We start from the raw sequence: 22,960 nt of genomic DNA, 5'->3' as shown, positions 1-22,960 counted from the left end.
TGCTTATTGGGCTGTATCGGCCTGCGGCAGATTTTCTAAAGTCTCTTCGAGGCTATTTTCGTTCGACACGGGCTCGCCCTGACTCAAAATGCTCGGATTGCGGATCGCCTCGGCGATTTCGGGCAGCAGCACGACCAGTTCGATCCGGCGGTTACGCGGGTCGACGGAGTCGGTATCCGGCAGCAGCACGCGGTCGGCAAAGCCGGAGACGCGCAGAAGCTGGTCCGGGTCGAGCCCTCCCGCGACGAGCTCGCGGCGCGAGGCGTTGGCACGGTCGTTGGAGAGCTCCCAGTTGCTGTAGCCACGATAGCCGCCGGCGTAGGGCACGCTGTCGGTATGGCCACTGATGCTGAGCTCGTTGGGCAATTCGTTCAAAAGCGGCGCCATGGTACGTAGAAGGCTTCGCATGTAGGAGGCGACCTGGTCGCTGCCGAGTTCGAACATCGGCCGCTGGTCGGTATCCAGAAGCTGAATACGCAGCCCCTCTCGGGTCAGGTCGAAGCGCATCTGAGAGCGCAGCTGACGAAGCTCCGGGTCCTGCTCGATGGCGCGCTCGATACGCGCCTGCAGATCCTCGAAAAAGCGTCGCTCCTGCATGCTGGGGCGGGTGTGCTGGAGCGTATCGATACGCGCGCGTTCGCCGTCCGTGTGGGTCGGGTCAGGGCCGCCGCCGGGAATGACGTTGGTGCTGCCGGAGCGATCGCCCCCGGTGATCGCGGTGGCCAGCGGCGCGCTAAAGTAGTCGGCTACCCCCTGGCGCTGCTCTTCACTGGCCACGCTCAAAATCCAGAGCACCAAAAAAAGCGCCATCAGCGCGGTCATGAAATCTGCCAAAGCGATTTTCCACGCACCGCCGTGGTGGGCGTGAACCACTTTTTTGCGCCGGATGACGATCGGGCGCTTGTCGGCCCCTTTACTCATGCAGCGCCACCCTTCTTGGCATCGCGGACGTACTCTTCAAGCTCGCTAAAGCTCGGGCGTTCGGCGGTGTGCAGCGCCTTGCGGCCAAACTCCACGGCCAACTGCGGCGCGTAGCCATGCAGGCTGGCCAACAGCGTTACGCGAATACACTGAAGCATCTTCTCGGCCTCGCGGGCCTGACGGTCGGCGTAGCTGGCGATCGGGCTAATGAAGCCGTAGCCCATCAAAATGCCCAGAAAGGTACCGACCAGCGCGTGGGCGATCATTTCACCCATCTCGTCGGGGCTCGCATCGGCGTAGGTCAGCGCTTTGACCACGCCCATGACCGCGGCCACGATACCGAAGGCCGGCATGGCGTCGCCCACCTTGCTGATCGCATCGATCGGCACGTGCATTTCCTGCTCGAACACTTCGATTTCGTGCAGCATCAGCTCATCGATTTCCATGGGCTCCATGCCACCGCTGACCATCAGGCGCAGATAGTCGGTCAGAAAGTTCATGATATGCGGGTCGGCCAGCACCGTCGGGTGTTCCTGAAACAGCGCACTCTCTGCGGGCGTGTCGATATCGCGCTCGATGCCGAGCATCCCTTCGCGACGAATCTTCGACAGAATCTTGAACTGCAGCGCCATGAGCTCCATGTAGAGCGCCTTGTCATACTTTTTGGCCCGCTTGAGCCGGGGCAGTATCTTGAACGTCGCCTTGATCGCTTTGCCGTTATTGGCCGCAATGAACGCGCCCACGCCAGCTCCCCCGATGATCAATAGCTCGAGAGGCTGATAGATCGGCCCAAGGCTTCCCCCCGCCAACATATACCCGCCGAATACCGACAGCAGTACCACCAGATAACCTAAGGCAATCAGCACGCGCACATTCCTTGCGATAACAGTGAGTAACTCGAGAAGCCAGCGTCGTCATCGATGATGAACGTAAGCGCTTCCCGCCTAAGCAACGCTTAGGGCTATCATACCCGGGCAATGGCGATTCTTAATGATAAAGTACCGCCGCCTTTTACCTTTATCCCAGGATTAAAACCGAATGGGCCGCGATAGCGGAAAACGTAAAAGGCGTGGTGGGCCGCTCAGGAGAGCGATTTTCGCGTCTTTCCGGCGCGTGAGGGCGGCTGGCAAATACCGCATACGTAGTCGCGAGTAGGGCTGTGAGCGTGGGCGACGAAATGGCCTTCGCAGCGAGTGCAGGGGGTAAGCTGTAAAAGATCGCTCTCGAAAAAACGTACCAACGTCCAGGCGCGGGTCAATCCCAACACCGGATCGACGTTTTCGATCTTGATCTGCTCTTCATAGATGCGGTATGCCTTAACGAAGGCATCGATGCGCTCGCAGTCAGTATTTTTTCTCAGGCTTTTATAGATGTTGTAGAAAAGCGACGAATGGACGTTGGGAAGCCAGGTGACGAACCAGTCCGTCGAAAAGGGCAGCATGCCCTTGGGCGGTGAAACACCCCGCACTTCCTTGTACAGTTTGATCAGTCGCGTGCGGCTGAGTTCGGTTTCCGTTTCCAGCACCTGCAGGCGGGCCCCGAGCTCGATGAGCTCGATCGCCAGCTGCACCTGGTGCATTTCATCGACCAGGCTTTTTTGGCTCACTCTTTTTCCCCCTCGGGTAGCGAATCGAACGGCTCGCTGGCCATCAGTAGCGACGCATGAAGCCCTGAAAGCCCTTGATCTCTGGGGTTTTCCATTACCTGACGCAGCTGGCCCGCGCTTATCTGGCTGAAACGGCACACCAATTGATTGGTACGCGCGAGTCTGGAGAGTTGCCGCGCGTTCATGGAGACGAGCAGATCGGCAAGCTCGTTATCTACCTTCAAACGCAGCATCGCCGCCTCACGATCTTCGCTCAAAAGCCTCTGGGCCAACAACAGATACGCGAGGTTAATTTCTTGTATTTCATCAAAGAAGCTTGTTTGACTCATAATGTTCCATCGAACGTCCAGGCGATAAAGAATTGTAATACTGACGTGAAAACATTGCGGATGTTTGACCATTATCATGGTTGCACACAACGTCGGTATTGGCTACTTGCGCCTTTCTATATGAGTCGGCTCATTCTCCGAGAGCTCGAATACCCATACCAGCAGTTCGGCGACCACTTGATACAGGCTAGCAGGAATTTCGCTGTCCAGGTTAAGTTGCATTAAAAGCGCGACGAGTTCGGGGGCGTCATGAACATAAATGCCCTGGCGCTCGGCCTCGGCCATGATCCGCTCGGCAAGCTCACCGTAGCCCTTGGCAACGACGCGCGGCGCCTGTTCGCCCTCCTGATAAGCCAGCGCAACCGCCTGACGGCGGCGCTCGTTCGAACCGTCCATCAGGCGTCGCCAGCCATTGCTTTAAGCGTTACGCGCACATGTTGGAAATCGAGCGCGCCAAGACGGGTACGGAGGTCCTCCACGGCAGGCGTCAGACGCTGATGAGTCTCCGCATTCTGGGCGGTCACATCGACCCCCAGCGTGGATTGAACGAGGGTGAGGGCGACGTCGAAGGCGCCGACCGCGGGGACATCGAGGTGCATTTGCGAATGCCACCGCTGATCGGCTTCCCCCTCTTCGCCGCCGGACTCCCCGAATTGGCCGCTACCGGGCAGCTTGATGACCAGCGCCATGAAGATGCCCGCCCAGACGTCCCCCTCCCAACGCAGAGCCGGCGTCGCCAGCATCTCCAGCTGCTGGCGTACCAGTGGCTGAAGACTTTCATGAACGATCTCACGCTTGAACGTGGCGGCCGTATCGATATCGCGCAGCGCCTCGATGTCCTGTGGGAATGCACCGCCCCCCCGTGCGCCCCCGGTGAGCGGGGCCGGCGTCGACGAGAGCGCTGTGGTCGGCCGCTCATAAACGCCGGGCTCACTGGTTGTCGCCGGGGCGCCGGACTGGACGGCGCCGGGCAGCGGCGCCATCGCCCCTGGCGTCAACGCCCCCTGTCGAGCCGGTGTTGCCAGCGGCGGCGCGGGGAGGAGTGACAGGCCGCTGCCCGCAGTGGGCGCCTGTACGAACAAAAGCGGTGTGTTGGGTAAAATGGCGCTGGAAGCAGAAGGCTGTGCGCCAGGGCCAGTAAAGGCCCCCATTGCTGGCGCCTGGCCGGCCGCCTGGGGCCTTGCAAGCTGCATCTGCGGCTCACGCATCAGCTGCAAACGGGGCACGTCGCCTTGAAACCAGCGCTTGAGATGCGCCTCGTAAAAAAGGCCGCTGTCGCGGATGCTGGCACTCAAGCGATTGGAGAGCGTATCGGCGCTAACCGGCTCACCGGGCTGCATCAAAGGGGCGGCTGGCCGCAGCGCGGCGGGCGAGGCGGGAAAACGCAGCAGCACGTCGGCGATACTGCGCGCGGCGGGGCTAAAATGCGTTTGTGTAGAGCCTGGCGGCGCGTCGCCGCGGGCATCAATCGCGCCGCGACCGCGCTGGTCGAGCGACGGGGGCAATCGGCGCAGCTCGTCGATGAGCGGCTGCGCGGGAGGACGGCCATCCAGGCCTGCATCGCGCGAAAGCGCGCGGGGCCCATCGCCGTAAGTGACCGGCTGGACGGGCGCATTGATCGAACGCTGCAGCGATGACTCGCCCTGACGCCCCAACACCTGGTGCATCAGTGTGTCGATCAACGGCGTGATGCCGCTCACGGCGAGGGCTCATCCTGATAAGAGCCGCCTTGCTGAGGAGCGTAGGCGCGGTGCAGATCACGCTGTTTTTGCGACACGCCAATCAGCTTCCCGAGCTCGTCGCGCCGGGTGACCAGCCGCCGACGAATCTCGACATCGTGCTCGAGTATGCGCTCGAGAAGCTCGGCCTTGCGTGCCTTGCCGGTGTCGTCGAGCGTAATGCGTTCATCGAGCTCGCGCAGCTTGTCGACGAGCATGACGTAATGGGTACGCTCCTCGATAAGTTCCGCCCACTGCTCGCTGCTCGCCAGCACCTGCATTTGCGCGGCGCGGGTCAAAAGCTCGGTGTAGGTGTCGAGCAGAACTTGCTGGCTATCGTCGGATGCCGTATCGAAAGCAGACATGGGCGCCTCACGCACTTTGTTGTTGGCCGATTTCACGCCAGGCCGAGGCCACATCCTCTAGTAGGCGCTCCGCCTGGTTCAGGCTTTCTTCATCATTGCGCAAATTAGCGGTCAAAAGCAGCCGCGCAATGTAGTCGTAAAGCGACCCCAGTCGCTCGGCGATTTCGCCGCCCTTCTCCTGATCGAGCGCGGCGGCCAGGCCGTTATTGACGATATCCAGCGCTTTTGAAATCGCGCGGCCTTTTTCGTTCACGTTACCCGCCTGCATGTGGATGCGCGCGGCGCGAATCGAGGCCTGAGCGCCGTCGAACAGCATAACGATAAGCTGGTGGGGGTCGGCCGACATGACGCCACTCTCTACGCCGACGCGGGCGTAGGCATTCGCTCCCCGGCCGTAAGCGCTGGCGCTGCGAGAATATGTCATAAGTATGCTCCTGTATTGAAAAAATGCCCGCCGCCCGCGATCCGTTCGATGCTCTTGTAAAGGCTATCGGGCCTATCCTTGTCTATCGGCGCCGCCAACGGCGACTTTAATCGTTAGCGTCCTTTTTAAACGCGAATGCGGCGCGTCAGGTAGACACCGCCAGCTCGCGTTTCGGCACGCCAAGGCGCTCGGTGACATCGCCGGAAACGCTGTACTTGAGCGTTCCTCTCAGCGGCGCGACGGCCTGCTCGGTCAGTACGACCTCGGCCGGCGCCCCCTCGCCGTCAAGACGAACGATCCAGCCAAGCTGTTCGCTCGAAAAACGCACCAGCGCGCCCACCGGCAGTGCCTTGAAATGGTCGATGTAGCGCTTGACCCAGCGCGCATCGAACTGCTCCGGGTGACTCAGCAGGTAGCGATAGATCTCCTGAGTCGTTTTGGCGGGCCGGTCGGGGCGGTCACGGCGCATCGCCTCCACCACGTCGATAATCGCACAGGCGCGCGCAAGCTCACCCAGCTCTGTGCCACCCAGCCGATCGGGGTAGCCACTGCCGTCCATACGCTCGTTGATACCCTTGATGACGGAGTGCGCCACGCTTTGGGAGAGCCACTGACAACTTTTGAGCCGCTCGAGCAAAAGCCCCGGGTGCTCACTCAGCGCCTCGAGGTGCGACGCCTCGAAGTGGGGCGCCGTATAGACCACCTGGGGGATCAGCGCCTTGCCAAGATCGTGCACCAGCGAGCTCGCCACCAATGCCTTGCGCACATCCGCCGGCAAATCGCCTCCGATCCAGTCGAGCAGGTGAATCGCCACCGCGATGCCGTGCCGCACGAGTACCGGCTCGAGCGACAGGCAGCGAGAGGCGAACAAAAGCGCCTGTCGATCCTCTTCATGCAGACTTATGATGCGATCGGCGTTGAGCGATAGCTGACGCGAGTCGATATCACTGCCCTGAGTCAGCAGCAGAAGCTGGGCGTCCAGGTATGCCGCCACCTTGACCAGCCGCCGGGCAGCGGGCGTGGCGTAGTGCTTGAGCTCACGCCGGCCGACCTGGTCCTGCTCGCTCTTGTCCATTCCCTGTGCGGTGAACAGCGGCGACGACTGGCGCGTGGCGACCTCGGATTCCTTGTCGTAGCGCGTCGCTTCGCGCTCGATTTCGCACACGAAATACCAGATCTTGCGCGACTGATCGACGGTATGATCGACCAGCTCGAAGCCCACGCGCAGCAGGTGGTGCTCGGCATCGGTTTGCTGGTGACGCGCTTCGGCGTCGACCGCGAAGTGCGTGCCGTCAGGAAAGGTGAACTCCAAACGCAGCGGCGAGCTGGACTGGGTCAAAAGGCCACTGGCGCTAAGCGGAAGCTCGACCTGGCAGCCGCTTTGTGACAAATCGCGAAGCTCACCTAAAACGCTATCCCCCTGCTCCTCGATCACCCGCACCGCGACCGACATCCCAATACGTAGCTGCGCGCGAAACGATTCACGCCGCTGGAGCACCCAAAGCGCATCGGGATAGCTGCTGGTACAAAGAAAGCGCCCGCCGGAGTGGCGGGTTTCGGTAAGCTCCAAAAGCGTGGTGCGAATGACCTTTCCCTGGGACTGCCCGCGCAGAAAAAAGGAGTCGCCGGCCTGCAGTTGATGCAGAAGATGGCTCACTGCCGACAGGTCCATGACCAGCGCCTCGCCGGGATACTGCTCCATCAACACGATTGGCTCGGGGTCTGCCTCCGGCGTCGACAGACAGATCGACACACCTCCCGTTTCGATCATCGTATCCAGCAAAGCGCCCATCGCCGACTGATCGTCGACGCTTTCAAACCCGTCCTGCTCAACTTCCATTACCCACCTCGTCACGGTCGGCGCTAGCGGTTGGCGCCGGTATCATTGCGGCTAGCATATCAAAGCTAATCAAGCGCTATTGCCTTATATGGCGCAGCGCTCATGGCTATTTTGGGCATTCAAGCAGCGGCTAAGGTTAATCGTCTGAGGGCGCTAAAGTGATGCGATACATGGCCGATAGCTACTATCGAGGCCCGTGCGTATATGCCTGGGCTTCGGCTAGACGAAAGCGGACTTTTTAGCGCTTGGCAGCCCAACAAAAGGATCTACGTATGGACTCTTTACCACTGGATAGTTCCCTGATTGCCTCCAATAACGCCGCGACATCTTACCTCCCACTCCCACCACGTCAGCAGATCGTGGAAGGGCTCTCAAGAGCACCCGCCGTCAGCTCGCCGCCTTCCCGCGAAGAAATCGAGGAGCCGATGGCGCGGATCAACGAAATGCTGCGCCAACGCGGGCTGGAATTCGAGCTTAGCGAAGAGCCAACGCGGCTGATTACGAGAGTGATCGATCGAGAAACAGGGGATGTGATTCGCCAGATTCCCAACGAGGAAGTGCTGGCCGTATTTAGGCACATCGAGGAGATGCAGGGCGGGTTGATTTCGCTTGAGGCGTAAATCCAGGCTCAGAGAAAGAACAGCCGAACGGGCGATAAAACCAGCAACTGGCGCTTGATCAAGCCATTTGCATCGGCCTGCGCGGCTGTATTTAAAGCTGTAGTGAAAACAGGGCCAAAAAGGTGGCTATCCTGGCTGCACTATACCTGCATGTTCATGACATCGCGGTAGGCGCTGACCATGCGATTGCGCACCTGCATCCCCATTTGAAAGGCCACACTCGCCTTTTGCATATCGACCATGACGTCGTTAAGCTCAAGATTCGGTTCGCCGGCCTGAAATGCCATCGCCTTTGAGTTGGCGCTTTGCTGTAACTCATTGATACGCCGAATCGACGCCTGCAGCTCGCTACCGAAACCGCTTTGGCCGACGCCGTTGGCTCCCAGAGCCGCTGAATCGTTTTTCAAGGGCGCTGCGGCTTGCGAGGCCAGCCCTTGCATCTGCTGTAGCGCCGACTGAATGGCAGGTGAGCTCATACGCATACCTCATTGAGAAGTCGGTTAAAGTAATACCGACACCCTACCACCGGCAGTAAATCCCTCATACGAACAAATAAGTAATAAAAGCTGAGCTTTTCCTTCGTTCATGCTCGACCCGCCTAAGCATAATGGCGCACATCAAAGTTCCGCATCATTTCATCGATTTGGACGTCTGTTCACGACTCACCGCGATTGACGGATATTGCCCATGCCTTCATTGATGATGCGCCCTGGCCGTGACCTGTTTTGCTCAGCCCCCTGGAGGCTTTCATGAGCGAAACCGGCGCTACGGCAGGCCGTCAAACCAGCTCTTCCCCCAACGCCGCTCGCGGTACGGCGGCAGAGAGTGCTAAAGACAACACCACGCTTTCGCGACTCAAGCAGCAAATGCGCGCAAGCCCCCTGGTGGTACTTCTCGTGGCCGGGGCGGCATCGATCGCCCTGGTCGCTGCGCTGTTCATGTGGGCGGGCAGCCCGGAATATCGGGTGCTTTACAGCAATCTCGACGAAGCCGACGGCGGACGCGTCATTGCCGAACTCGATAGCCGCGCGGTTCCTTACCGCTTCAGCGATAGCGGTCAGGCCCTGTTGGTACCCGCCGACCAGGTGCACATGCTGCGCCTTCAGCTGGCCGAACAGGGGCTTCCCCGCGGCGGCAACCTGGGCCTTGAGCTCATGGACAACCAGGCATTCGGCATCAGCCAGTTTGCCGAGCAGGTCAACTTTCAGCGTGGCCTGGAAGGCGAACTCGCTCGCTCCATCGAATCCCTGGGCCCGGTCGAGCGCGTGCGCGTGCACCTATCCATGGCCAAACCTTCGGTGTTCATTCGCGATCGCGAGCCCGCCAAGGCATCGGTCGTGTTGACGCTGATGCCCGGCCGCGTGCTTGGCGAAGGCCAGGTCAGCGCCATCGTGCACATGGTCTCGAGCAGCGTACCCGAGCTCGCCGCCCAGGACGTGACCGTGGTCGACCAAAGCGGACGCCTGCTGTCCGCCCAGGTATCCCAGGGCAACGATCTGGACGGTTCCCAGCTTGAGTACATCGCCGAGGTCGAGCGCTCCTATCAACAGCGCATCGAAAATATCCTGACGCCCATTCTGGGCAGCGACAACGTGCGCGCCCAGGTCGCTGCACAGATCGACTTTTCACGCCGCGAGCAAACCTCGGAGCGCTACGGACCGAACCAGCCACCCAACGAAGCCGCCGTCAGAAGCCGCCAGCTTAGCCTCTCCTTCGATGGCGAAAACCCGCTTGCCAACGGTATTCCCGGTGCGCTGAGCAACACCCCGCCGGGCGTGGCGGCCTCACTGATCAACCAGCCTGACGAAGGCGAAGAGGATGGCGGTGATGGCGAAGGCACCGAAGAAGAGCCGCCGCTCTCCAACCTGCGCCAGGACGATGTCGTCAACTACGAAGTGGATCGCAGCATCGAGCACGTTCAGCAGCGTCTGGGCCAGGTGCAGCGTCTTTCCGCCGCGGTGGTGGTCGATTTTAAAAGCGTCGTGAACGGTGATGGCGAGACCGAGCAGGTCGCCCTGTCGCCGGACGAGGTCGCTCAGCTCGAGCGGCTGATCCAGCAGGCGATGGGCTTCTCAGAGGCGCGCGGCGACCAGATCGAAGTGGTCAATACGCCGTTTGTGCGCGCCGCCGGCGACGTCGAAGAAGATATCGCCTGGTGGCAGCGTCCCGAGACGCTGGCGCTGGCATCGACGCTGGGCCGCTACCTGATGGTGTTCATCGTCGCACTACTGCTCTATCTGCTGATTCTGCGTCCGCTGATCAAGCGCTACACCCAGGTGCCCGCCGCCGCGACTGGCGCGCAAAACGGTACCTTCCGCGCAAGCGTTGGAGACGACGACGAGAACGAAAGCGATGAAAACAGTGAAGCCTCGGGGGATAGCGACACCTATGGCGAGCGGCCCAAGCGCCAGCGCAAGACCTCGCTTTACGAGAACAATCTCAAGGATCTGCAGGACATGGCCAAGGACGACCCCCGTATGGTCGCCATGATTATTCGCAGCTGGATGAATGCCAATGAGTAGCGCCATCGCACAGATGAGCGGCGCCCGTAAAAGCGCCATCCTTCTCTTGACGCTGGACGAGGACAGCGCCGCCGAGGTGTTCAAATACCTGAACGCCGCGGAGGTACAGGCGATCAGTCTCGAGATGGCCAAGCTCGATCAAATATCGCACGAGGACATGAAGGCAGTACTCGATGCCTTCCACCGTGAAACCGAAGACTTCGTGGCGCTCAATTTGAACTCAAGCGACCACATCCGCTCGGTATTGACCAAGGCGCTGGGCAGCGAACGCGCGTCGAGTTTGATCGAGGACATCCTCGAGAGCACCGGCAGCAACTCCGGTATCGACTCGCTGAACCTGATGGAGGCCTCGATGGTCGCCGAGCTGATCCGCGACGAGCACCCGCAGATCATCGCCACCATCCTGATCCATCTGGAGCGCCACCAGGCCGCCAACATTCTCGAGTTGTTCGAAGAAAAGCTGCGCAACGACGTAGTGCTGCGTATCGCCACCTTCAGCGGCGTGCAGCCCGCCGCCCTTCAGGAGCTGACCGAAGTACTGACCAGCATGCTGGACGGCCAGAACCTCAAGCGCAGCAAGATGGGCGGCGTGAGAACTGCCGCCGAGATCCTCAACCTGATGAACTCCTCTCAGGAAGAGGGCGCCATCGATACCGTACGCGCCCACAACGAGGACCTGGCCCAGAAGATCATCGACGAAATGTTCCTGTTCGAGAACCTGCTCGACCTGGACAGCCGCGCGATCCAGATGGTCCTTCAGGAGGTCGAAACCAACTCGCTGGTCATCGCCCTCAAGGGCGCACCGGAAGCGCTGGTGGACAAGTTTTTGCGCAACATGTCTCAACGCGCCGCGGATCTGGTGCGCGAAGACATGGAAGCTCGCGGCCCGATCCGGGTCTCGCAGGTCGAAACCGAGCAGAAAGCCATTTTGCAGGTGGTGCGCCGCCTGGCCGACTCCGGCGAGATAGTCCTGGCCGGCGGAGACGACGAGTATGTCTAATTCGTCCACCAGCGAGTTCGATCGTCACGGCCAGTGGCAGCGCTGGCAGATGGATGAATTAAAGCACGACGCCTTTGGTGCCGATAATGAGAGCGGCGCGCCCAGCCCGCACCAGCGCCGGGTCGCCGCCGCACAAAAGGCCGCCGAGCAGGCGCGTCTGCGCGAGCAGCAAGAGCGCGACGAGCTCTTTGCGCGTGTGCGCAAGGACGCCGAGCAGCAGGGCTTTGACGCGGGACTGGCCAAGGGCCACGCGGAAGGTTTCGAGCAGGGCATGAAAGAGGCCCGCGAGCAGGCGCAAAAGACGCTGGACGAACAGATACATCAGGTCGTGGCGCCGATGGAGGCGCTGGCCAAACAGTTCGACAGCGCCCTTTCGCGTCTCGACGACACCATCGCCGACGACCTGGTCGAACTCGCCATGCTGGTCGGGCGCCAGCTCGCACTCGACACGCTCAATGATCGGCCCGAGCAGGTGCTCAAGCTGGTACGCGAGCTTTTGCATACCGAGCCGCCGCTCAACGGCCAGCAGCGGCTGTGGCTCAACCCGGAGGATCACGTATTGGTCGAAGAGCACCTGGGTAGTGAGCTGAGCGCGGCCAACTGGAAACTGCAGCCCGACGATCAGCTCGCCCGCGGCGGCTGCCGGGTAACCAGCGCCCAGGGCGAGCTCGACGCCACCTTCGAGAGTCGCTGGCAGGCCGTGGCCGCGCAGATGCGCAAGCGCCACAAGCCCGACACCCCGAGTCAGGATAACGCATGAACAGCGCCTCGATGAGTCATACCCAGCGCTGGCGCAAGGCGCTCACCCGCACCGGCCAACGGGTGGGTCAGCTGCCCAACTACCGCCGCAGCGGCCGAGTCGTGCGCGCCACCGGTATGGTCATCGAGGTCGTGGGATTGCAGGTCGCCGTGGGCAGCGCCTGTCGAATCGAATTGCCGGGCGCCGACGGCCGCTTGGGCGAAAGCGCGCTTCACGCCGAGGCCGAAGTCGTCGGCTTTTCCGGCGACAAGCTCTTTTTGATGCCGTTGGAGCAGATCTCGGGGCTGATGCCCGGCGCGCGAGTATCGCCACTGTCCGACGGTGTCGGCCACAGTGCCCGGCGCTTTCCCATCGGCGAGGAGCTTCTAGGGCGCGTGCTCGACGGCAACGGCAACCCGCTGGATGATCGCGAAGGCACCGAGGAGGTGCCCCGGGCGACGCTTCATACTGCGCCGCTCAACCCGCTGTCACGGGCACCGATCGACACACCGATCGACGTCGGCATTCGTGCGATCAACGCGCTGTTGAGCGTTGGCAAGGGGCAGCGCATGGGGCTGTTCGCCGGCTCTGGCGTGGGCAAGTCGGTGCTACTGGGCATGATGGCCCGCTACACCCAGGCCGACGTCATCGTGGTGGGCCTGATCGGCGAGCGCGGCCGTGAGGTACAGGATTTCATCGACAACATTCTGGGTCCGGAAGGTCGGCGCCGCTCGGTGGTCGTTGCAGCACCCGCGGACACCTCGCCGCTGCAGCGCTTGCAGGGGGCGGCTTACGCCACCCGTCTGGCCGAAGGCTTTCGCGACAGCGGGCGCAACGTGCTGCTGATCATGGATTCGCTGACGCGTTACGCCATGGCCCAGCGCGAGATTGCGCTGGCCATCGGCGAGCCGCCGGCGACCAAGGGCTATCCGCCGTCGGTGTTTGCCAAGCTACCCGGGCTTGTCGAGCGCGCCGGTAACGCCGAGCGCGGCGGCGGCTCGATCACGGCGTTCTACACGGTGCTGACCGAAGGCGACGATCAGCAGGACCCCATCGCCGACTCCGCCCGGGCGATTCTGGATGGCCATATCGTGCTGTCGAGAAGCCTGGCCGAAGCGGGCCACTACCCGGCGATCGATATCGAAGCATCGATCAGCCGGGCGATGAACGCGGTGGCGACCGACGAGCAGATCAGCCGCGCACGCACGTTCAAGCAACTGTTTTCACGCTATCAGCGCAACCGCGATTTGATCAGCGTGGGGGCCTACAGCCCCGGGCACGACCCTCGACTGGACGAGGCGGTGAATCTTTTTCCAGAACTGGAGCGTTTTTTGCAGCAGCGTATCGACGAACGCGCCACGCTTGAAGAGTCACGCCAAGCGCTGGCGCAGGTAGTAGGAGGCTAACATGCAGCATTCCCAGCTCGATATTCTCACGGATCTGGCGCGGGACGCCCGCGACCAGGCCGGTAAACTTCTGGCCGAAGAGCGCCAAAGCCAGCATCAGACCCAGGCCCAGCTCGACTCGCTCAGCCGCTACCGCGCCGAGTATGCCGAGCGATTGCAAAGTGCCATGCGCGACGGCATCGACCCGGCCACCATGTTCAACTACCAGCAGTTTCTGGCCTCGTTGGACGCCGCGCTCAGTCGCGCCCGGCAGGCGCTGACCGCACAGCAAAAACGCGTCCAGCAGAGTCAGCAGCACTGGCAGCAGGAGCAGCGCAAGCTCTCCTCATTTGATACCCTGGCCTCCAGGCGCTCGCTCGAAGAGCACCGCCGCCAGGAGCGCGCCGATCAAAAAGCCAACGATGAGTTCGTAACGTCCCAGACCGCACGACGCTCGCCGGACGGCGCTCAATAGACGTGCGCAGTGATCGTTCGCAGTAACCGTTCGAAGTAACTGTTTGCAGTAACTGTTTGCAGTAACTATTTGCAGTAATACAGAGGAGTTAACCGTCATGACCATGTCGTTACTGCTTCAAACCACTCAGGGCCTGCGCGGCGCACTGTCTGCGCTGCCGGGCGCTCAAACGTCTCAAGGCCTCCCGGGCGCGTCGGAGGGCTTTCAGTCAGCACTGCGCCAGGCCTTCGATACCCGCACGGGTAGCGCCGCGGAACCTCTCGAGACGCCGACGAACGACGCGCTCGAGGCCTTTCGCGATGCGCTGGCCGCGCTCGGCGCCGATGTCGAAGCGCTCGACGACGCCGAGCTCGGCGCACTTTTCAGCGCCACCGAACAGGCGCTCTCCAGCGAGGCGCTTTCGCAGGGTGCTCGCATCGACATTTTTGCTCAGGTGCTCAGCGCCGCTGATGTGACCGCGCCGATACAGGGTAGCGACGCGGCACCGGTACAGAGCGCCGATATCGCGCCGGTTGAAAACCTCGACACGCTGAAGGCCGCCTTGAACGAAGCGTCCGCCGTTTTTGCGGCCCCGGCGAATACCGCACTACCGCTCGACGCGACGCAAAACGCCCAGCGCCAAGCATCTGCCGATGCGCTGGACGAGGTTCAGGCGCGCCTGGCGCTGGTGGCCTCGTTTACCGATACGCCCAAAATGGCCTCCCCGGCGGCCGGCCTGACCGAGACAGCGACCACCAGCGCGGCGCCGGCACTGAGCGACGCCGCTGCACGCGTGCTGAGCGCGGTCAACGCCCTGCAATCGGGTACTGACGCCAACACCAAATCCTGGACGGGGTCCACCGTCGATGCGCGCCCCGCCTGGAGCGGCCAGCCGCTGGCGTCGCTTTATAGCGCGGCAACCCCGGTGGACACGACCGCACTCGATGCCGACGCGGCACCGACAGCGGCATCGCTGCCCACTAGCGCCAGCGCTAGTGCGATGCAGGGCGCGCTTGCGTCAGCCGGCCCGACCGGCGGCGAACCGACGCTGACCGGCGCACCGCCCGCCCCGACGACCACCCCAAGCCCCGTGGCCGGCGCTATCGCCACGCCGGTGACCAGCCCCGCCTTTGCCGAAAAGCTTGGCCAGCAGCTCATTCAGTTGACCCAACGTGGCGGCGAGCAGCAGGTGAAGCTCGAACTGCATCCGGCGGAGCTTGGCCCACTGACGATTACGCTGAAGATGGGCGAGCAGCACACCCAGGCACAGTTCTTCTCCGCCCACGCTCAGGTGCGCCAGATCATCGAGCAGGCGATTCCCCAGCTGCGCGAGGCACTTGCCGAACAGGGTATCGCGCTGGGTAATACCTCGGTGGGCGAGCACGGCCAGCCAAAAGAGCAAGCCTTTGCCCAGGCGAACGGCACCGGTGCTCAAGCCGGCGGCGGTACGGCCGATGACGTGGGCGAGGGCCTCGAGAGCGGCGTGAGCGCGCCGGTGCGCCTCACGCTCGATGGACGGGTCGATCTTTACGCCTAGCGTTATAGGCCCGACCGTTTCAACCCAACGCCTTAAAAAGCTAAGCCAAAAGATAGGCTCACCAGATGAGCCTGTTCATTTATTAAGCGGCCTGCTCATTAGGCATAATGCATGGCATTCGTCATGCGTAAGGACCATGGGAACAGCAAATGGCAGAAGCAAGCGGTAGATCGAAAAAACTGCTTTATATCATGATCGTACTGGTCGCTTTGTCGGCGCTGGGTGCTGCAGCCGCGGTCTACATGGTGCTGGGCCACTCAAACGACGGTGAATCGGCTGAGGTGGAAACCGTCGCCGAGCCCGAGCCGCCGGTCTTTACGCGCATCGAGCCGTTCACCGTGAACCTGGCCGATGACCGCTATGGCTCGCGCCTTTTGTACACCGGTATTACGCTGCGCGTCGGCGGCGAGCAGAGCAAGGCGATCATCGAAGAGCACATGCCCCAGATTCGCAGCCGCCTTTTGATTCTGCTCTCCGGCAAGCAGGCCAGCGAGCTGACCTCGACCGAAGGAAAGGAAGCGCTCGCCCAGGCCATCATCACCCGGCTCAGCGTTCCACTCACTGAGAATCAGCCGCCGCTGGATCTTCAGGAAGTGCTGTTCACCGATTTCATCGTGCAATAACCTCGGGCGCGGGAGCCGTTCATGTCACAGGACGATCTACTGTCCCAGGAAGAAATCGATGCCTTGTTGAAAGGGGTCAGCGGAGACGATGAGCCCTCGAATGCCTCGTCGTCTGCCGCGACGGGCAATGAGCGTATTCGCCCGTACGACCCGGCGACTCAGCATCGGGTGATTCGCGAGCGCCTGCACGCGCTGGACTTTATCAATGAGCGTTTCGCCCGCTATTTTAGAAACGGGCTGTTCAACCTGATTCGCCGCAGCGCCGATATCACGGTGGAGTCGGTGCGCTACCAAAGCTTTAGCGAGTTTTCGCGCAACGTGCCGGTGCCCACCAACCTGAACATCGTCTCGATGAAGCCGCTGCGCGGCTCGGCGCTGGTGGTCTTTCCGCCCAACCTGGTGTTCATGGTGGTGGACAACCTGTTTGGCGGCGACGGGCGCTTCGTGACCAAATCCGATGGCCGCGAGTTCACCAACACCGAGCAGCGAATCATTCAGCGCCTGCTCAATTTGGCGATCGACGCCTACCAGGAAGCCTGGAAGGTGGTCTATCCGCTGGAGGTCAACTTTCTGCGCTCGGAAGTGCAGGCCAAGTTCGCCAACATCACCAACTCGCCCAACGAGATCGTGGTGAACACCAAGTTCAATATCGAGGTGGGCAACCTCTCCAGCAGTTTTCAGATCTGCATGCCCTACGCCATGATCGAGCCGCTACGGGATCTGCTCGCCAACCCGATCAACGACAGCAATCATGACCAGGACGGTACCTGGTCTCGGCGTATGGCCACCGAGCTTCGCCAGTCGGAAGTGGAGCTGATTGCCGAGTTTGCCCGAATTCCCAGCCGCATCGCGCAGGTCATGGGACTGAAAAAAGGCGACGTGCTGCCCATGGAGATCCCTTCCATCGTCACCGCCAGCGTCGACGGCGTGCCGGTCATGGAGTGCGAGTACGGCAGTCAGCAGCAGCATCGTGCGCTGCGTGTGCTCCACGTGATCGACCACGGCGCCATGAACAGCGCATCGTCCCCGGACTTCGTCAAGAGCCCGCCGCGACGCCAAGCCAAGGAACCCACGCATGACTGATCCTAAAAAGCCCGATCAATCCGTATCCGACGACGACTGGGCAAGCGCCATGTCGGAGCAGGACGCCGAAAGCGATACTGCCGGCGACGACGACCCCTGGGCGGCGGCCATGGCCGAACAGGAAGCCGCCGAGGCCGACGCCGACGAGCCGCCGGCGCCTGCGCCGCCGCCCGCCAAAGCGGCGAGCGAGGATATTTTCCGCCCGCTCAGCAGTGAAAGCGGTGGCAACGTTTCGCGCGATCTGGAAATGATCATGGACATTCCGGTCAAGCTCACCGTCGAGCTCGGCCGCGCCAAGCTGACCATCAAGCAGCTTCTGGAGCTTGCTCAAGGGTCGGTCATCGAGCTCGAAGGACTTGCCGGAGAGCCGATGGATATTCTGATCAACGGCTATCTGATCGCTCAAGGTGAGGTCGTCGTGGTGGAAGATAAGTACGGTATCCGTATTACCGAAATCATCACGCCCTCCGAGCGCATCCATAAGCTCAACCGATGAGCGTCGCCGCCTCCACTCACCAGGCCGGCTCGATCGACGCGCTGGGCTCGGATGCCTTGATGGGCATGGCCACCCTGGGCAAGACCGCTGCGGCGCTGGCGCTGGTCATCGCCATCATTTTGCTCTGCACGGCGCTTTTAAAGCGCGTTCAGCAAAAACGCTTCGATAGCGGCGCGCGCCTCAAGGTGGTCGGCTCCACCGCGGTGGGCGCGCGCGAGCGTATCGTGGTAGTGGAGCTCGAGGATACCTGGCTGGTGGTGGGCGTGGGCGGCGGGCGAATCACCAAGCTGCACGAGCGAGCAGCCCCCATCGACCGCCCGACTCCCGAGGTAAGCGTTTCCACTGGCTTCTCGAAACGCCTGGCGAAGGCGCTGTCGAAACGCTCTGGTGCTACCTCAGAGCCTCCTTCATCGTCATGAGAAATGCCATGCCCTGCTATCGGCTCCCCTTTCGCGAGCAGCTGCCTTCGACACTTGTTCTACTGACGCTGCTGACGCTGGCGCTTATCGCTCTCGGTGCACCGGCCCAAGCGCAGCAGCTGCCACCCGGGCTTGTGTCGCAGCCGATGGAAGGCGGCGGCCAGCAGTGGTCGCTGTCGCTGCAAACGCTGTTACTGTTGAGCTCGCTGGCGTTTTTACCCGCGATGCTTTTGATGATGACCAGCTTTACGCGCATCATCATCGTGCTCAGCCTGTTGAGAACGGCCATGGGCACCCAAGCCACGCCGCCCAATCAGGTACTGCTGGGCATCGCGCTGTTCTTGACGTTCTTCATCATGTCACCGGTGATCTCCCAGGTCTACGAGACCGCCTGGCAGCCGCTATCGAGTGAGACGATCAACTTCGAGGAGTTTCTGGTACGCGCCCAGATCCCGTTTCGTGAGTTCATGCTGGCGCAAACCCGCGAGCCGGACCTGGCCATGTTCGCACGCCTGGCCGACGTCGGCCCCATGCAGGGCCCCGAGGATCTGCCGATGCGCGTGCTGCTGCCGTCGTTTGTCACCAGCGAGCTCAAGACCGCGTTTCAGATCGGCTTTACCATCTTCATTCCGTTTTTGATCATCGACCTGGTGGTCGCCAGCACGCTAATGGCACTGGGGATGATGATGGTGCCGCCGGTGACTATTTCTCTGCCCTTCAAGCTGATGCTGTTCGTGCTGGTCGACGGCTGGCAGCTTTTGATCGGCTCACTGGCCGAAAGCTTCTACATGCTATAGGCCGTCTGAGTAACCCTCGGCGACAGGAGCGATCATGACCCCCGAGACCGTAATGAGCATTGCCTACCAGGGCATGCGGCTGACCCTGTTCATGGGCGCGCCGGTACTGCTGGCCGCGCTATTCACCGGCCTGATCATCAGCCTGTTTCAGGCGGCGACCCAGATCAACGAGATGACGTTGACCTTCATTCCCAAGATTCTGGCGGTCTTCGCCGTGCTGGTACTCGCCGGCCCCTGGCTGATCGGCCTGATCACCGATTTCACCCACCGGCTATTCGTCAATATTCCGCAAATGGTGATGTAGCGTGGTCGAGGTCACCTTCGACCAGCTTCAAACCTGGCTGGTAGCGTTTTTCTGGCCCTTCGTGCGCATCACTGCTTTCATGGCGGTGGCACCGCTCTGGGGCCACTCGAGCATTCCCAATCAGGCCAAGGTGGGGCTAGCGGTTATCATCGTGGTCGCCATTGCGCCGATTCTGCCCGTTATGCCAGCAGTCCCCATGCTCTCCTGGGCGAGCCTTGGCATCATGGTCGAACAGCTTCTGATCGGGCTGGCCATCGGGCTGGTCATGCATATCGTCTTTGCCGTGGTGCAGGCGGCGGGCGAGTTCATCGGCCTGCAGATGGGGCTTGCCTTCGCCAGCTTTTTTGATCCCTCCAGCGGCACCAATATCATGGTGCTTTCGCGCATTCTCTACATGATTACGCTGCTGATGTTTCTGGCGCTCAACGGCCATTTGATGGTGATGGAAACCCTGGTAATGAGCTTTCAGACCCTGCCGGTCGGATTTGCCGGCATCAACCCCAACGCCTTCGAGCTGCTGGCCCGCTACGCTGGCACCATCTTCGCCTCCGGGCTGTTGCTGGCCCTGCCGCTGGTCGCTTCACTGCTCATCATTAGCCTGTCGCTGGGCATTCTGAATCGCTCCGCACCCCAGCTCACCGTGTTCAACATCGGCTTTCCTGCCTCGCTGACCGTAGGGCTGGTGCTGTTGATGGTGCTGGTCACCGATATAGGGCGCTTCCTGCAGCCGCTTTTCAGCCAGGGGCTGGCCTTTATGCAGAGCCTGATCGAAACGATGGCGGATAACTGAGTTCGCCATAAAAAAGCCACCGCGAACGGTGGCCAAATGGTAATGCAAAAGATGGTGTTGGACGGCTTACATATAGTTGAACAGCGACATGCCGCCCATATCGACAAAGGTACGCTGAGAGGCCTGCAGACCGACCTGACGCAGGCTGTACTCCGAGATCGCCTCAACGTAGTCCAGATCCACGAGATCAGACATCGTTTGGGTATAGCTCATCATACGGTTGCTGGCGATGGAGTCGATCACATCCAGCTCGTTGAGCCTGGCGCCAGCCGAGGCGCGCACGGTCAGTACGTTGTCCAGCGCGTTGTCCAGGTCGCGCATGGCGGTATTCAACGTGTTGCGAAAATCGGCTTTTTCGACGTTGGTCGTCGCTGGATTTTCGAGCACACGAATGGCCTCTTCCATGGCCTTGAATAGATCGGGCTCGCGCTGACCGTTTTTGGCCTGACTGATGTTGACTTCATCAGCCGCCTCGGAGGCGCCGCTTAACGATACGCTAAGCCCGCCGAACACGAGGCGTTGAGGTGCGTCACCGCCGGTATAGGCGATGTCCGTCATATCCGGGACCGGCTGCCAGCCGTCGTCCTGGGTCAGGCGCTGCACGCTTAGCGTGGGCGTATCGGCGTCACCACCAAACGTGATTCGATAATCGTCACCATAGCCTTCGCCGTTGACATCACTCACCTGCGGGCCACCAAGGATCACGCTACCGGCGTTACGAGCACCGTCCGAACGCACTGCTTCACCAATATAGCCTGCGCCACTGGGGACCTTCTGAAAAATCGAGCGGCCGCTTTCGGCCACCGGCATGTTGCGAGCACTATCGATACGCTGCTCGCGCACGATGTCACTGCCGTTGTATTTCATGGCGCCCTGGTCGTTGGCAACATAGGGCGGCGCGTTATCGATTTGGCCACCGAAGAGATAGCGGCCGTTGCCGTCGGCGGTGTTGGCCTGACCGATCAGCGTCTGGTAGACACCTTTTAACTCACTGGCGATCGACTCGCGATCGGCGTTGCTGAGCGTATCGCTGGAGGCCTGGATCAGCAGTGTCTTGGCGCTGGTGATCGAGTCGCTAACGCTGTTCAGTACGCTTTCGCTTTGAGCAAGCGATGTACGTGCCGAGACACGCGAGTTACCGTACTGCTCGGTCATCGCCATGGACTGGGACACCCCTACCGCCTGCGAGGCCGCCTGCGGGTTGTCCGAAGGATTCACCACCTTGCGCCCGCTGGAGAGCTGCTGGCCAATCCTTAAAAAGTCACCCTGCTGGCGGTTAATGGACGCAGAGCTTTGCTCGTACATGGTAACGCTGCTGATACGCATGGTAGATGCCTCCCTTAGCTGCGCAGATTCAGGATGGTGTCCAGCAAACTGCCCGCGGTATCGATCACCCGCGCATTGGCCGCGTAGAACTGCTGGTAGCGAATCAGATTGGCTGCCTCTTCGTCGAGGTTAACGCCGGACTCGGACTGCTGTACGGCACGAAGCTGGTCGGTCAGCCCCTGGCGCGCTTCCAAATTTACCTGAGTGATATTGGTACGGTTACCGACATCCGATACCAGCGCCCCGTAGGCGCCGCTCAGCGAGGCGCGCCCGCCCACGATGTTTTCTCCCTGAAGGTCCTGAAGCTTGCGCGCGTTACGGTTGTCGCCGCTCGCGGCCTCTTCGCCGGCCGCAATCTTGTCCAGATCGTTGAAGGCGGTTTCCATACCGGCCCCGGCGCGACGCACGGGCTGAACGTCGAAACGATCGCCGTTAGCGGGCTGGGCGCTAAACTCCATTCGTATGCCGCCGAAGGCGAGCGTGTTGGTAGCGCTATCCCAGCCTTCACTTACATCGACCGCTTGGCCATTGTCCTTGCGGGTAACGCTGGGCTCACCGCTCTCGTCGAATCTGACGGTATAGTCCGTTGCCCGAAGCTCATCAGTAGCCTCAACATCGAAGGCGATGGACGTCACCTCGGCGTCGTTGTTTGGATAGCTGTACGCCTGCGGCTGGCCAATGTTGAAAAAGTCCTGACCGCCCTCGCCGTTGAGATCGATGCCCTGCTTGTGCTGCTCATTGAAAGCGACCGATAGCGATACCGCCAGCTGGCCGATCTGGTTCTGCGTCTTGTCCAGCGTTTCAGCGCGAAAACTCATCAAGCCGCCCAGCGAGCCGCCCTTGATGGTGGACTCGTCGAGTTTTATGAGGTTATTGCCTCCGTCGCGATAGCCCACGACGGTGCGCTGAGGATCGCTGTCGGCTTGCACGGCTTCCAGTTTGAAGCTCGATGTCCCCGTGACCAGCGGCTGGCCGTTGGGCAGGCTAACGTTGTACGTCTTGCCGTCCTGAACGTTGAGACGCAGATCCATGCGCTCGTTGAGATCGGACACCAGCTGGTCGCGCTGGTTGAGCAGACCGTTGGGCGCCTGGCCGGTCCGCGCACGGGCCAGCGAAATTTCGCGATTGAAATCGGCAATTTGTTCGAGGGTGTTATTGATCTGAGTGACTTCGTCGCGCACCTGGTTGTTGACGTTGTTCTGCATGTCCTGCAGATAGCCATCAAAAGAGCGAAACTGTGCGCTCAACGTATCCGCTGCGCCGAGCACGCCCTGACGAGCGGCCGGGTCGGAGGGGGAGCTTGCCAGCGCATCCAACGAGGAGAAGAAGTCCTGAATGAGCGGCGAAAGCCCTGCCTCACGATCCGCCAGAAGATTATCGATCTGGGTGATCTGATTGTTATAGGTTTCCAGCGCGCTCGATTGGGTTTTAGCGTTATTGAGCTGGTTGGCTACGTATGTATTGAACTGACGCTCGATGGCATCCACGCGCACGCCGCCACCCACGCCCGCTTCGCTTAGTTTGGGCAACTCGCGGTTGTAGCCTGGCGTAAACAGGTTGCTGATGTTGTTGCTGGTCGCGCTCAGCGCATTTTGCGCCGCGTTCAGGCCGCTCAGGCCCGTCGAAAACATGCTCATGGTTCAGTCCTCAAGCCGATGCTTC

At 61.2% G+C, this 22,960-nt stretch carries 26 protein-coding genes; 14 read left to right on the top strand and 12 right to left on the bottom strand.

All coding sequences use genetic code 11. The features are described from left to right. Positions 1-3: 3 nt before the first annotated feature. From motB to OCT39_RS00505, 9 genes are all read right to left on the bottom strand, one after another. Positions 4-921: a flagellar motor protein MotB gene (motB, locus tag OCT39_RS00545; protein WP_263585788.1), complete on the bottom strand. Its 918-nt coding sequence runs from the start codon at positions 919-921 to the stop codon at positions 4-6. Beyond that, positions 918-1,787 (bottom strand): flagellar motor stator protein MotA, encoded by an 870-nt coding sequence (gene motA / locus OCT39_RS00540; protein WP_263585787.1) that lies wholly within the window; start codon positions 1,785-1,787, stop codon positions 918-920. The genes motB and motA overlap by 4 nt, the downstream gene beginning before the upstream one ends. Before the next feature lie 215 nt (positions 1,788-2,002). Next, entirely contained in the window at positions 2,003-2,527 is a 525-nt protein-coding gene (flhC, locus tag OCT39_RS00535; protein WP_263585786.1) for a flagellar transcriptional regulator FlhC, read from the bottom strand. Then, the gene (flhD, locus tag OCT39_RS00530; protein WP_263587271.1) at positions 2,524-2,856 is read right to left on the bottom strand and encodes a flagellar transcriptional regulator FlhD; all 333 of its coding nucleotides are present in this window, start codon (positions 2,854-2,856) and stop codon (positions 2,524-2,526) included. The genes flhC and flhD overlap by 4 nt, the downstream gene beginning before the upstream one ends. Before the next feature lie 102 nt (positions 2,857-2,958). After that, a complete protein-coding gene (locus tag OCT39_RS00525; RefSeq protein WP_263585785.1) occupies positions 2,959-3,252 on the bottom strand; it encodes an EscU/YscU/HrcU family type III secretion system export apparatus switch protein in 294 nt (97 codons plus the stop codon). Continuing rightward, positions 3,252-4,556, bottom strand: coding sequence for a flagellar hook-length control protein FliK (locus OCT39_RS00520; protein ID WP_263585784.1), 1,305 nt, complete (start codon positions 4,554-4,556; stop codon positions 3,252-3,254). The genes OCT39_RS00525 and OCT39_RS00520 overlap by 1 nt, the downstream gene beginning before the upstream one ends. Further along, a complete protein-coding gene (fliT, locus tag OCT39_RS00515) occupies positions 4,553-4,939 on the bottom strand; it encodes a flagellar protein FliT (protein ID WP_263585783.1) in 387 nt (128 codons plus the stop codon). Before fliT ends, OCT39_RS00520 begins: the two co-directional genes overlap by 4 nt. 7 nt (positions 4,940-4,946) lie before the next feature. After that, positions 4,947-5,363 (bottom strand): flagellar export chaperone FliS, encoded by a 417-nt coding sequence (fliS, locus tag OCT39_RS00510; RefSeq protein ID WP_263585782.1) that lies wholly within the window; start codon positions 5,361-5,363, stop codon positions 4,947-4,949. A gap of 145 nt (positions 5,364-5,508) precedes the next feature. After that, positions 5,509-7,203, bottom strand: a complete 1,695-nt coding sequence (locus OCT39_RS00505) for an HD domain-containing phosphohydrolase (RefSeq protein ID WP_263585781.1) — start codon at positions 7,201-7,203, stop codon at positions 5,509-5,511. 272 nt (positions 7,204-7,475) lie between these two features. Here OCT39_RS00505 and OCT39_RS00500 point away from each other — a divergent pair, with 272 nt between their 5' ends. Beyond that, complete coding sequence (locus OCT39_RS00500) at positions 7,476-7,823, top strand: flagellar protein FlaG (protein ID WP_263585780.1); 348 nt, start codon at positions 7,476-7,478, stop codon at positions 7,821-7,823. A gap of 140 nt (positions 7,824-7,963) precedes the next feature. Here the strand turns inward: OCT39_RS00500 and fliE are convergent, their stop codons facing one another. Next, positions 7,964-8,299: a flagellar hook-basal body complex protein FliE gene (fliE, locus tag OCT39_RS00495; RefSeq protein ID WP_263585779.1), complete on the bottom strand. Its 336-nt coding sequence runs from the start codon at positions 8,297-8,299 to the stop codon at positions 7,964-7,966. Between the two features lie 273 nt (positions 8,300-8,572). Between fliE and fliF the strand changes: the two genes are divergently transcribed. From fliF to fliR, 13 genes are all read left to right on the top strand, one after another. Next, positions 8,573-10,345, top strand: a complete 1,773-nt coding sequence (gene fliF, locus OCT39_RS00490) for a flagellar basal-body MS-ring/collar protein FliF (protein ID WP_263585778.1) — start codon at positions 8,573-8,575, stop codon at positions 10,343-10,345. Beyond that, on the top strand, positions 10,338-11,345 hold the full coding sequence (fliG, locus tag OCT39_RS00485) for a flagellar motor switch protein FliG (protein WP_263585777.1): 1,008 nt from the start codon (positions 10,338-10,340) through the stop codon (positions 11,343-11,345). The genes fliF and fliG overlap by 8 nt, the downstream gene beginning before the upstream one ends. Beyond that, the gene (locus OCT39_RS00480) at positions 11,338-12,105 is read left to right on the top strand and encodes a flagellar assembly protein FliH (protein ID WP_263585776.1); all 768 of its coding nucleotides are present in this window, start codon (positions 11,338-11,340) and stop codon (positions 12,103-12,105) included. Before fliG ends, OCT39_RS00480 begins: the two co-directional genes overlap by 8 nt. Next, a complete protein-coding gene (gene fliI, locus OCT39_RS00475; RefSeq protein WP_311958947.1) occupies positions 12,102-13,490 on the top strand; it encodes a flagellar protein export ATPase FliI in 1,389 nt (462 codons plus the stop codon). Before OCT39_RS00480 ends, fliI begins: the two co-directional genes overlap by 4 nt. Before the next feature lies 1 nt (position 13,491). Then, a complete protein-coding gene (fliJ, locus tag OCT39_RS00470) occupies positions 13,492-13,944 on the top strand; it encodes a flagellar export protein FliJ (RefSeq protein ID WP_263585775.1) in 453 nt (150 codons plus the stop codon). Positions 13,945-14,041: 97 nt separating this feature from the next. Continuing rightward, entirely contained in the window at positions 14,042-15,460 is a 1,419-nt protein-coding gene (locus tag OCT39_RS00465) for a flagellar hook-length control protein FliK (RefSeq protein WP_263585774.1), read from the top strand. A 149-nt stretch (positions 15,461-15,609) separates the two neighbouring features. Continuing rightward, positions 15,610-16,083 (top strand): flagellar basal body-associated protein FliL, encoded by a 474-nt coding sequence (gene fliL, locus OCT39_RS00460; protein WP_263585773.1) that lies wholly within the window; start codon positions 15,610-15,612, stop codon positions 16,081-16,083. A 21-nt stretch (positions 16,084-16,104) separates the two neighbouring features. After that, complete coding sequence (gene fliM / locus OCT39_RS00455; RefSeq protein WP_263585772.1) at positions 16,105-17,166, top strand: flagellar motor switch protein FliM; 1,062 nt, start codon at positions 16,105-16,107, stop codon at positions 17,164-17,166. Continuing rightward, entirely contained in the window at positions 17,159-17,662 is a 504-nt protein-coding gene (gene fliN, locus OCT39_RS00450; protein WP_263585771.1) for a flagellar motor switch protein FliN, read from the top strand. The genes fliM and fliN overlap by 8 nt, the downstream gene beginning before the upstream one ends. Next, positions 17,659-18,081, top strand: coding sequence for a flagellar biosynthetic protein FliO (gene fliO, locus OCT39_RS00445; protein WP_263585770.1), 423 nt, complete (start codon positions 17,659-17,661; stop codon positions 18,079-18,081). Before fliN ends, fliO begins: the two co-directional genes overlap by 4 nt. 8 nt (positions 18,082-18,089) lie before the next feature. Continuing rightward, positions 18,090-18,878, top strand: a complete 789-nt coding sequence (gene fliP, locus OCT39_RS00440) for a flagellar type III secretion system pore protein FliP (protein ID WP_263585769.1) — start codon at positions 18,090-18,092, stop codon at positions 18,876-18,878. Positions 18,879-18,912: 34 nt separating this feature from the next. Continuing rightward, on the top strand, positions 18,913-19,182 hold the full coding sequence (gene fliQ, locus OCT39_RS00435) for a flagellar biosynthesis protein FliQ (RefSeq protein ID WP_263585768.1): 270 nt from the start codon (positions 18,913-18,915) through the stop codon (positions 19,180-19,182). 1 nt (position 19,183) lies between these two features. Then, positions 19,184-19,972, top strand: a complete 789-nt coding sequence (fliR, locus tag OCT39_RS00430) for a flagellar biosynthetic protein FliR (RefSeq protein ID WP_263585767.1) — start codon at positions 19,184-19,186, stop codon at positions 19,970-19,972. A gap of 66 nt (positions 19,973-20,038) precedes the next feature. On the opposite strand, the gene flgL is transcribed toward fliR, so the two are convergent. Both flgL and flgK read right to left on the bottom strand, forming a co-directional pair. Beyond that, positions 20,039-21,298 (bottom strand): flagellar hook-associated protein FlgL, encoded by a 1,260-nt coding sequence (gene flgL, locus OCT39_RS00425; RefSeq protein WP_263585766.1) that lies wholly within the window; start codon positions 21,296-21,298, stop codon positions 20,039-20,041. 14 nt (positions 21,299-21,312) lie between these two features. Continuing rightward, positions 21,313-22,935 carry a flagellar hook-associated protein FlgK gene (flgK, locus tag OCT39_RS00420; RefSeq protein ID WP_263585765.1) on the bottom strand — a complete coding sequence of 541 codons (1,623 nt, stop codon included), beginning with the start codon at positions 22,933-22,935 and terminating at the stop codon, positions 21,313-21,315. Positions 22,936-22,960: the final 25 nt, after the last annotated feature.

Origin of the sequence: Halomonas sp. GD1P12, from assembly GCF_025725645.1 — a bacterium.
In the GTDB taxonomy this organism is placed as follows: domain Bacteria; phylum Pseudomonadota; class Gammaproteobacteria; order Pseudomonadales; family Halomonadaceae; genus Vreelandella.
Note: the sequence above shows the minus strand (reverse complement) of the source record. Positions and strands in the feature narration are given on the sequence as shown.

Bases quoted from the DNA above. Each gene is read 5' to 3' on its own strand.
- fliP (WP_263585769.1), top strand. From the start codon at position 18,090: ATGCCCTGCTATCGGCTCCCCTTTCGCGAGCAGCTGCCTTCGACACTT.
- fliQ (WP_263585768.1), top strand. From the start codon at position 18,913: ATGACCCCCGAGACCGTAATGAGCATTGCCTACCAGGGCATGCGGCTG.
- fliS (WP_263585782.1), bottom strand. From the start codon at position 5,363: ATGACATATTCTCGCAGCGCCAGCGCTTACGGCCGGGGAGCGAATGCC.
- fliO (WP_263585770.1), top strand. From the start codon at position 17,659: ATGAGCGTCGCCGCCTCCACTCACCAGGCCGGCTCGATCGACGCGCTG.
- OCT39_RS00505 (WP_263585781.1), bottom strand. From the start codon at position 7,203: ATGGAAGTTGAGCAGGACGGGTTTGAAAGCGTCGACGATCAGTCGGCG.
- fliJ (WP_263585775.1), top strand. From the start codon at position 13,492: ATGCAGCATTCCCAGCTCGATATTCTCACGGATCTGGCGCGGGACGCC.
- fliL (WP_263585773.1), top strand. From the start codon at position 15,610: ATGGCAGAAGCAAGCGGTAGATCGAAAAAACTGCTTTATATCATGATC.
- fliM (WP_263585772.1), top strand. From the start codon at position 16,105: ATGTCACAGGACGATCTACTGTCCCAGGAAGAAATCGATGCCTTGTTG.
- fliF (WP_263585778.1), top strand. From the start codon at position 8,573: ATGAGCGAAACCGGCGCTACGGCAGGCCGTCAAACCAGCTCTTCCCCC.
- fliN (WP_263585771.1), top strand. From the start codon at position 17,159: ATGACTGATCCTAAAAAGCCCGATCAATCCGTATCCGACGACGACTGG.
- fliG (WP_263585777.1), top strand. From the start codon at position 10,338: ATGAGTAGCGCCATCGCACAGATGAGCGGCGCCCGTAAAAGCGCCATC.
- OCT39_RS00480 (WP_263585776.1), top strand. From the start codon at position 11,338: ATGTCTAATTCGTCCACCAGCGAGTTCGATCGTCACGGCCAGTGGCAG.
- flgL (WP_263585766.1), bottom strand. From the start codon at position 21,298: ATGCGTATCAGCAGCGTTACCATGTACGAGCAAAGCTCTGCGTCCATT.
- fliE (WP_263585779.1), bottom strand. From the start codon at position 8,299: ATGAGCTCACCTGCCATTCAGTCGGCGCTACAGCAGATGCAAGGGCTG.
- motB (WP_263585788.1), bottom strand. From the start codon at position 921: ATGAGTAAAGGGGCCGACAAGCGCCCGATCGTCATCCGGCGCAAAAAA.
- flgK (WP_263585765.1), bottom strand. From the start codon at position 22,935: ATGAGCATGTTTTCGACGGGCCTGAGCGGCCTGAACGCGGCGCAAAAT.
- OCT39_RS00500 (WP_263585780.1), top strand. From the start codon at position 7,476: ATGGACTCTTTACCACTGGATAGTTCCCTGATTGCCTCCAATAACGCC.
- OCT39_RS00525 (WP_263585785.1), bottom strand. From the start codon at position 3,252: ATGGACGGTTCGAACGAGCGCCGCCGTCAGGCGGTTGCGCTGGCTTAT.
- fliI (WP_311958947.1), top strand. From the start codon at position 12,102: ATGAACAGCGCCTCGATGAGTCATACCCAGCGCTGGCGCAAGGCGCTC.
- fliT (WP_263585783.1), bottom strand. From the start codon at position 4,939: ATGTCTGCTTTCGATACGGCATCCGACGATAGCCAGCAAGTTCTGCTC.
- flhD (WP_263587271.1), bottom strand. From the start codon at position 2,856: ATGAGTCAAACAAGCTTCTTTGATGAAATACAAGAAATTAACCTCGCG.
- OCT39_RS00465 (WP_263585774.1), top strand. From the start codon at position 14,042: ATGACCATGTCGTTACTGCTTCAAACCACTCAGGGCCTGCGCGGCGCA.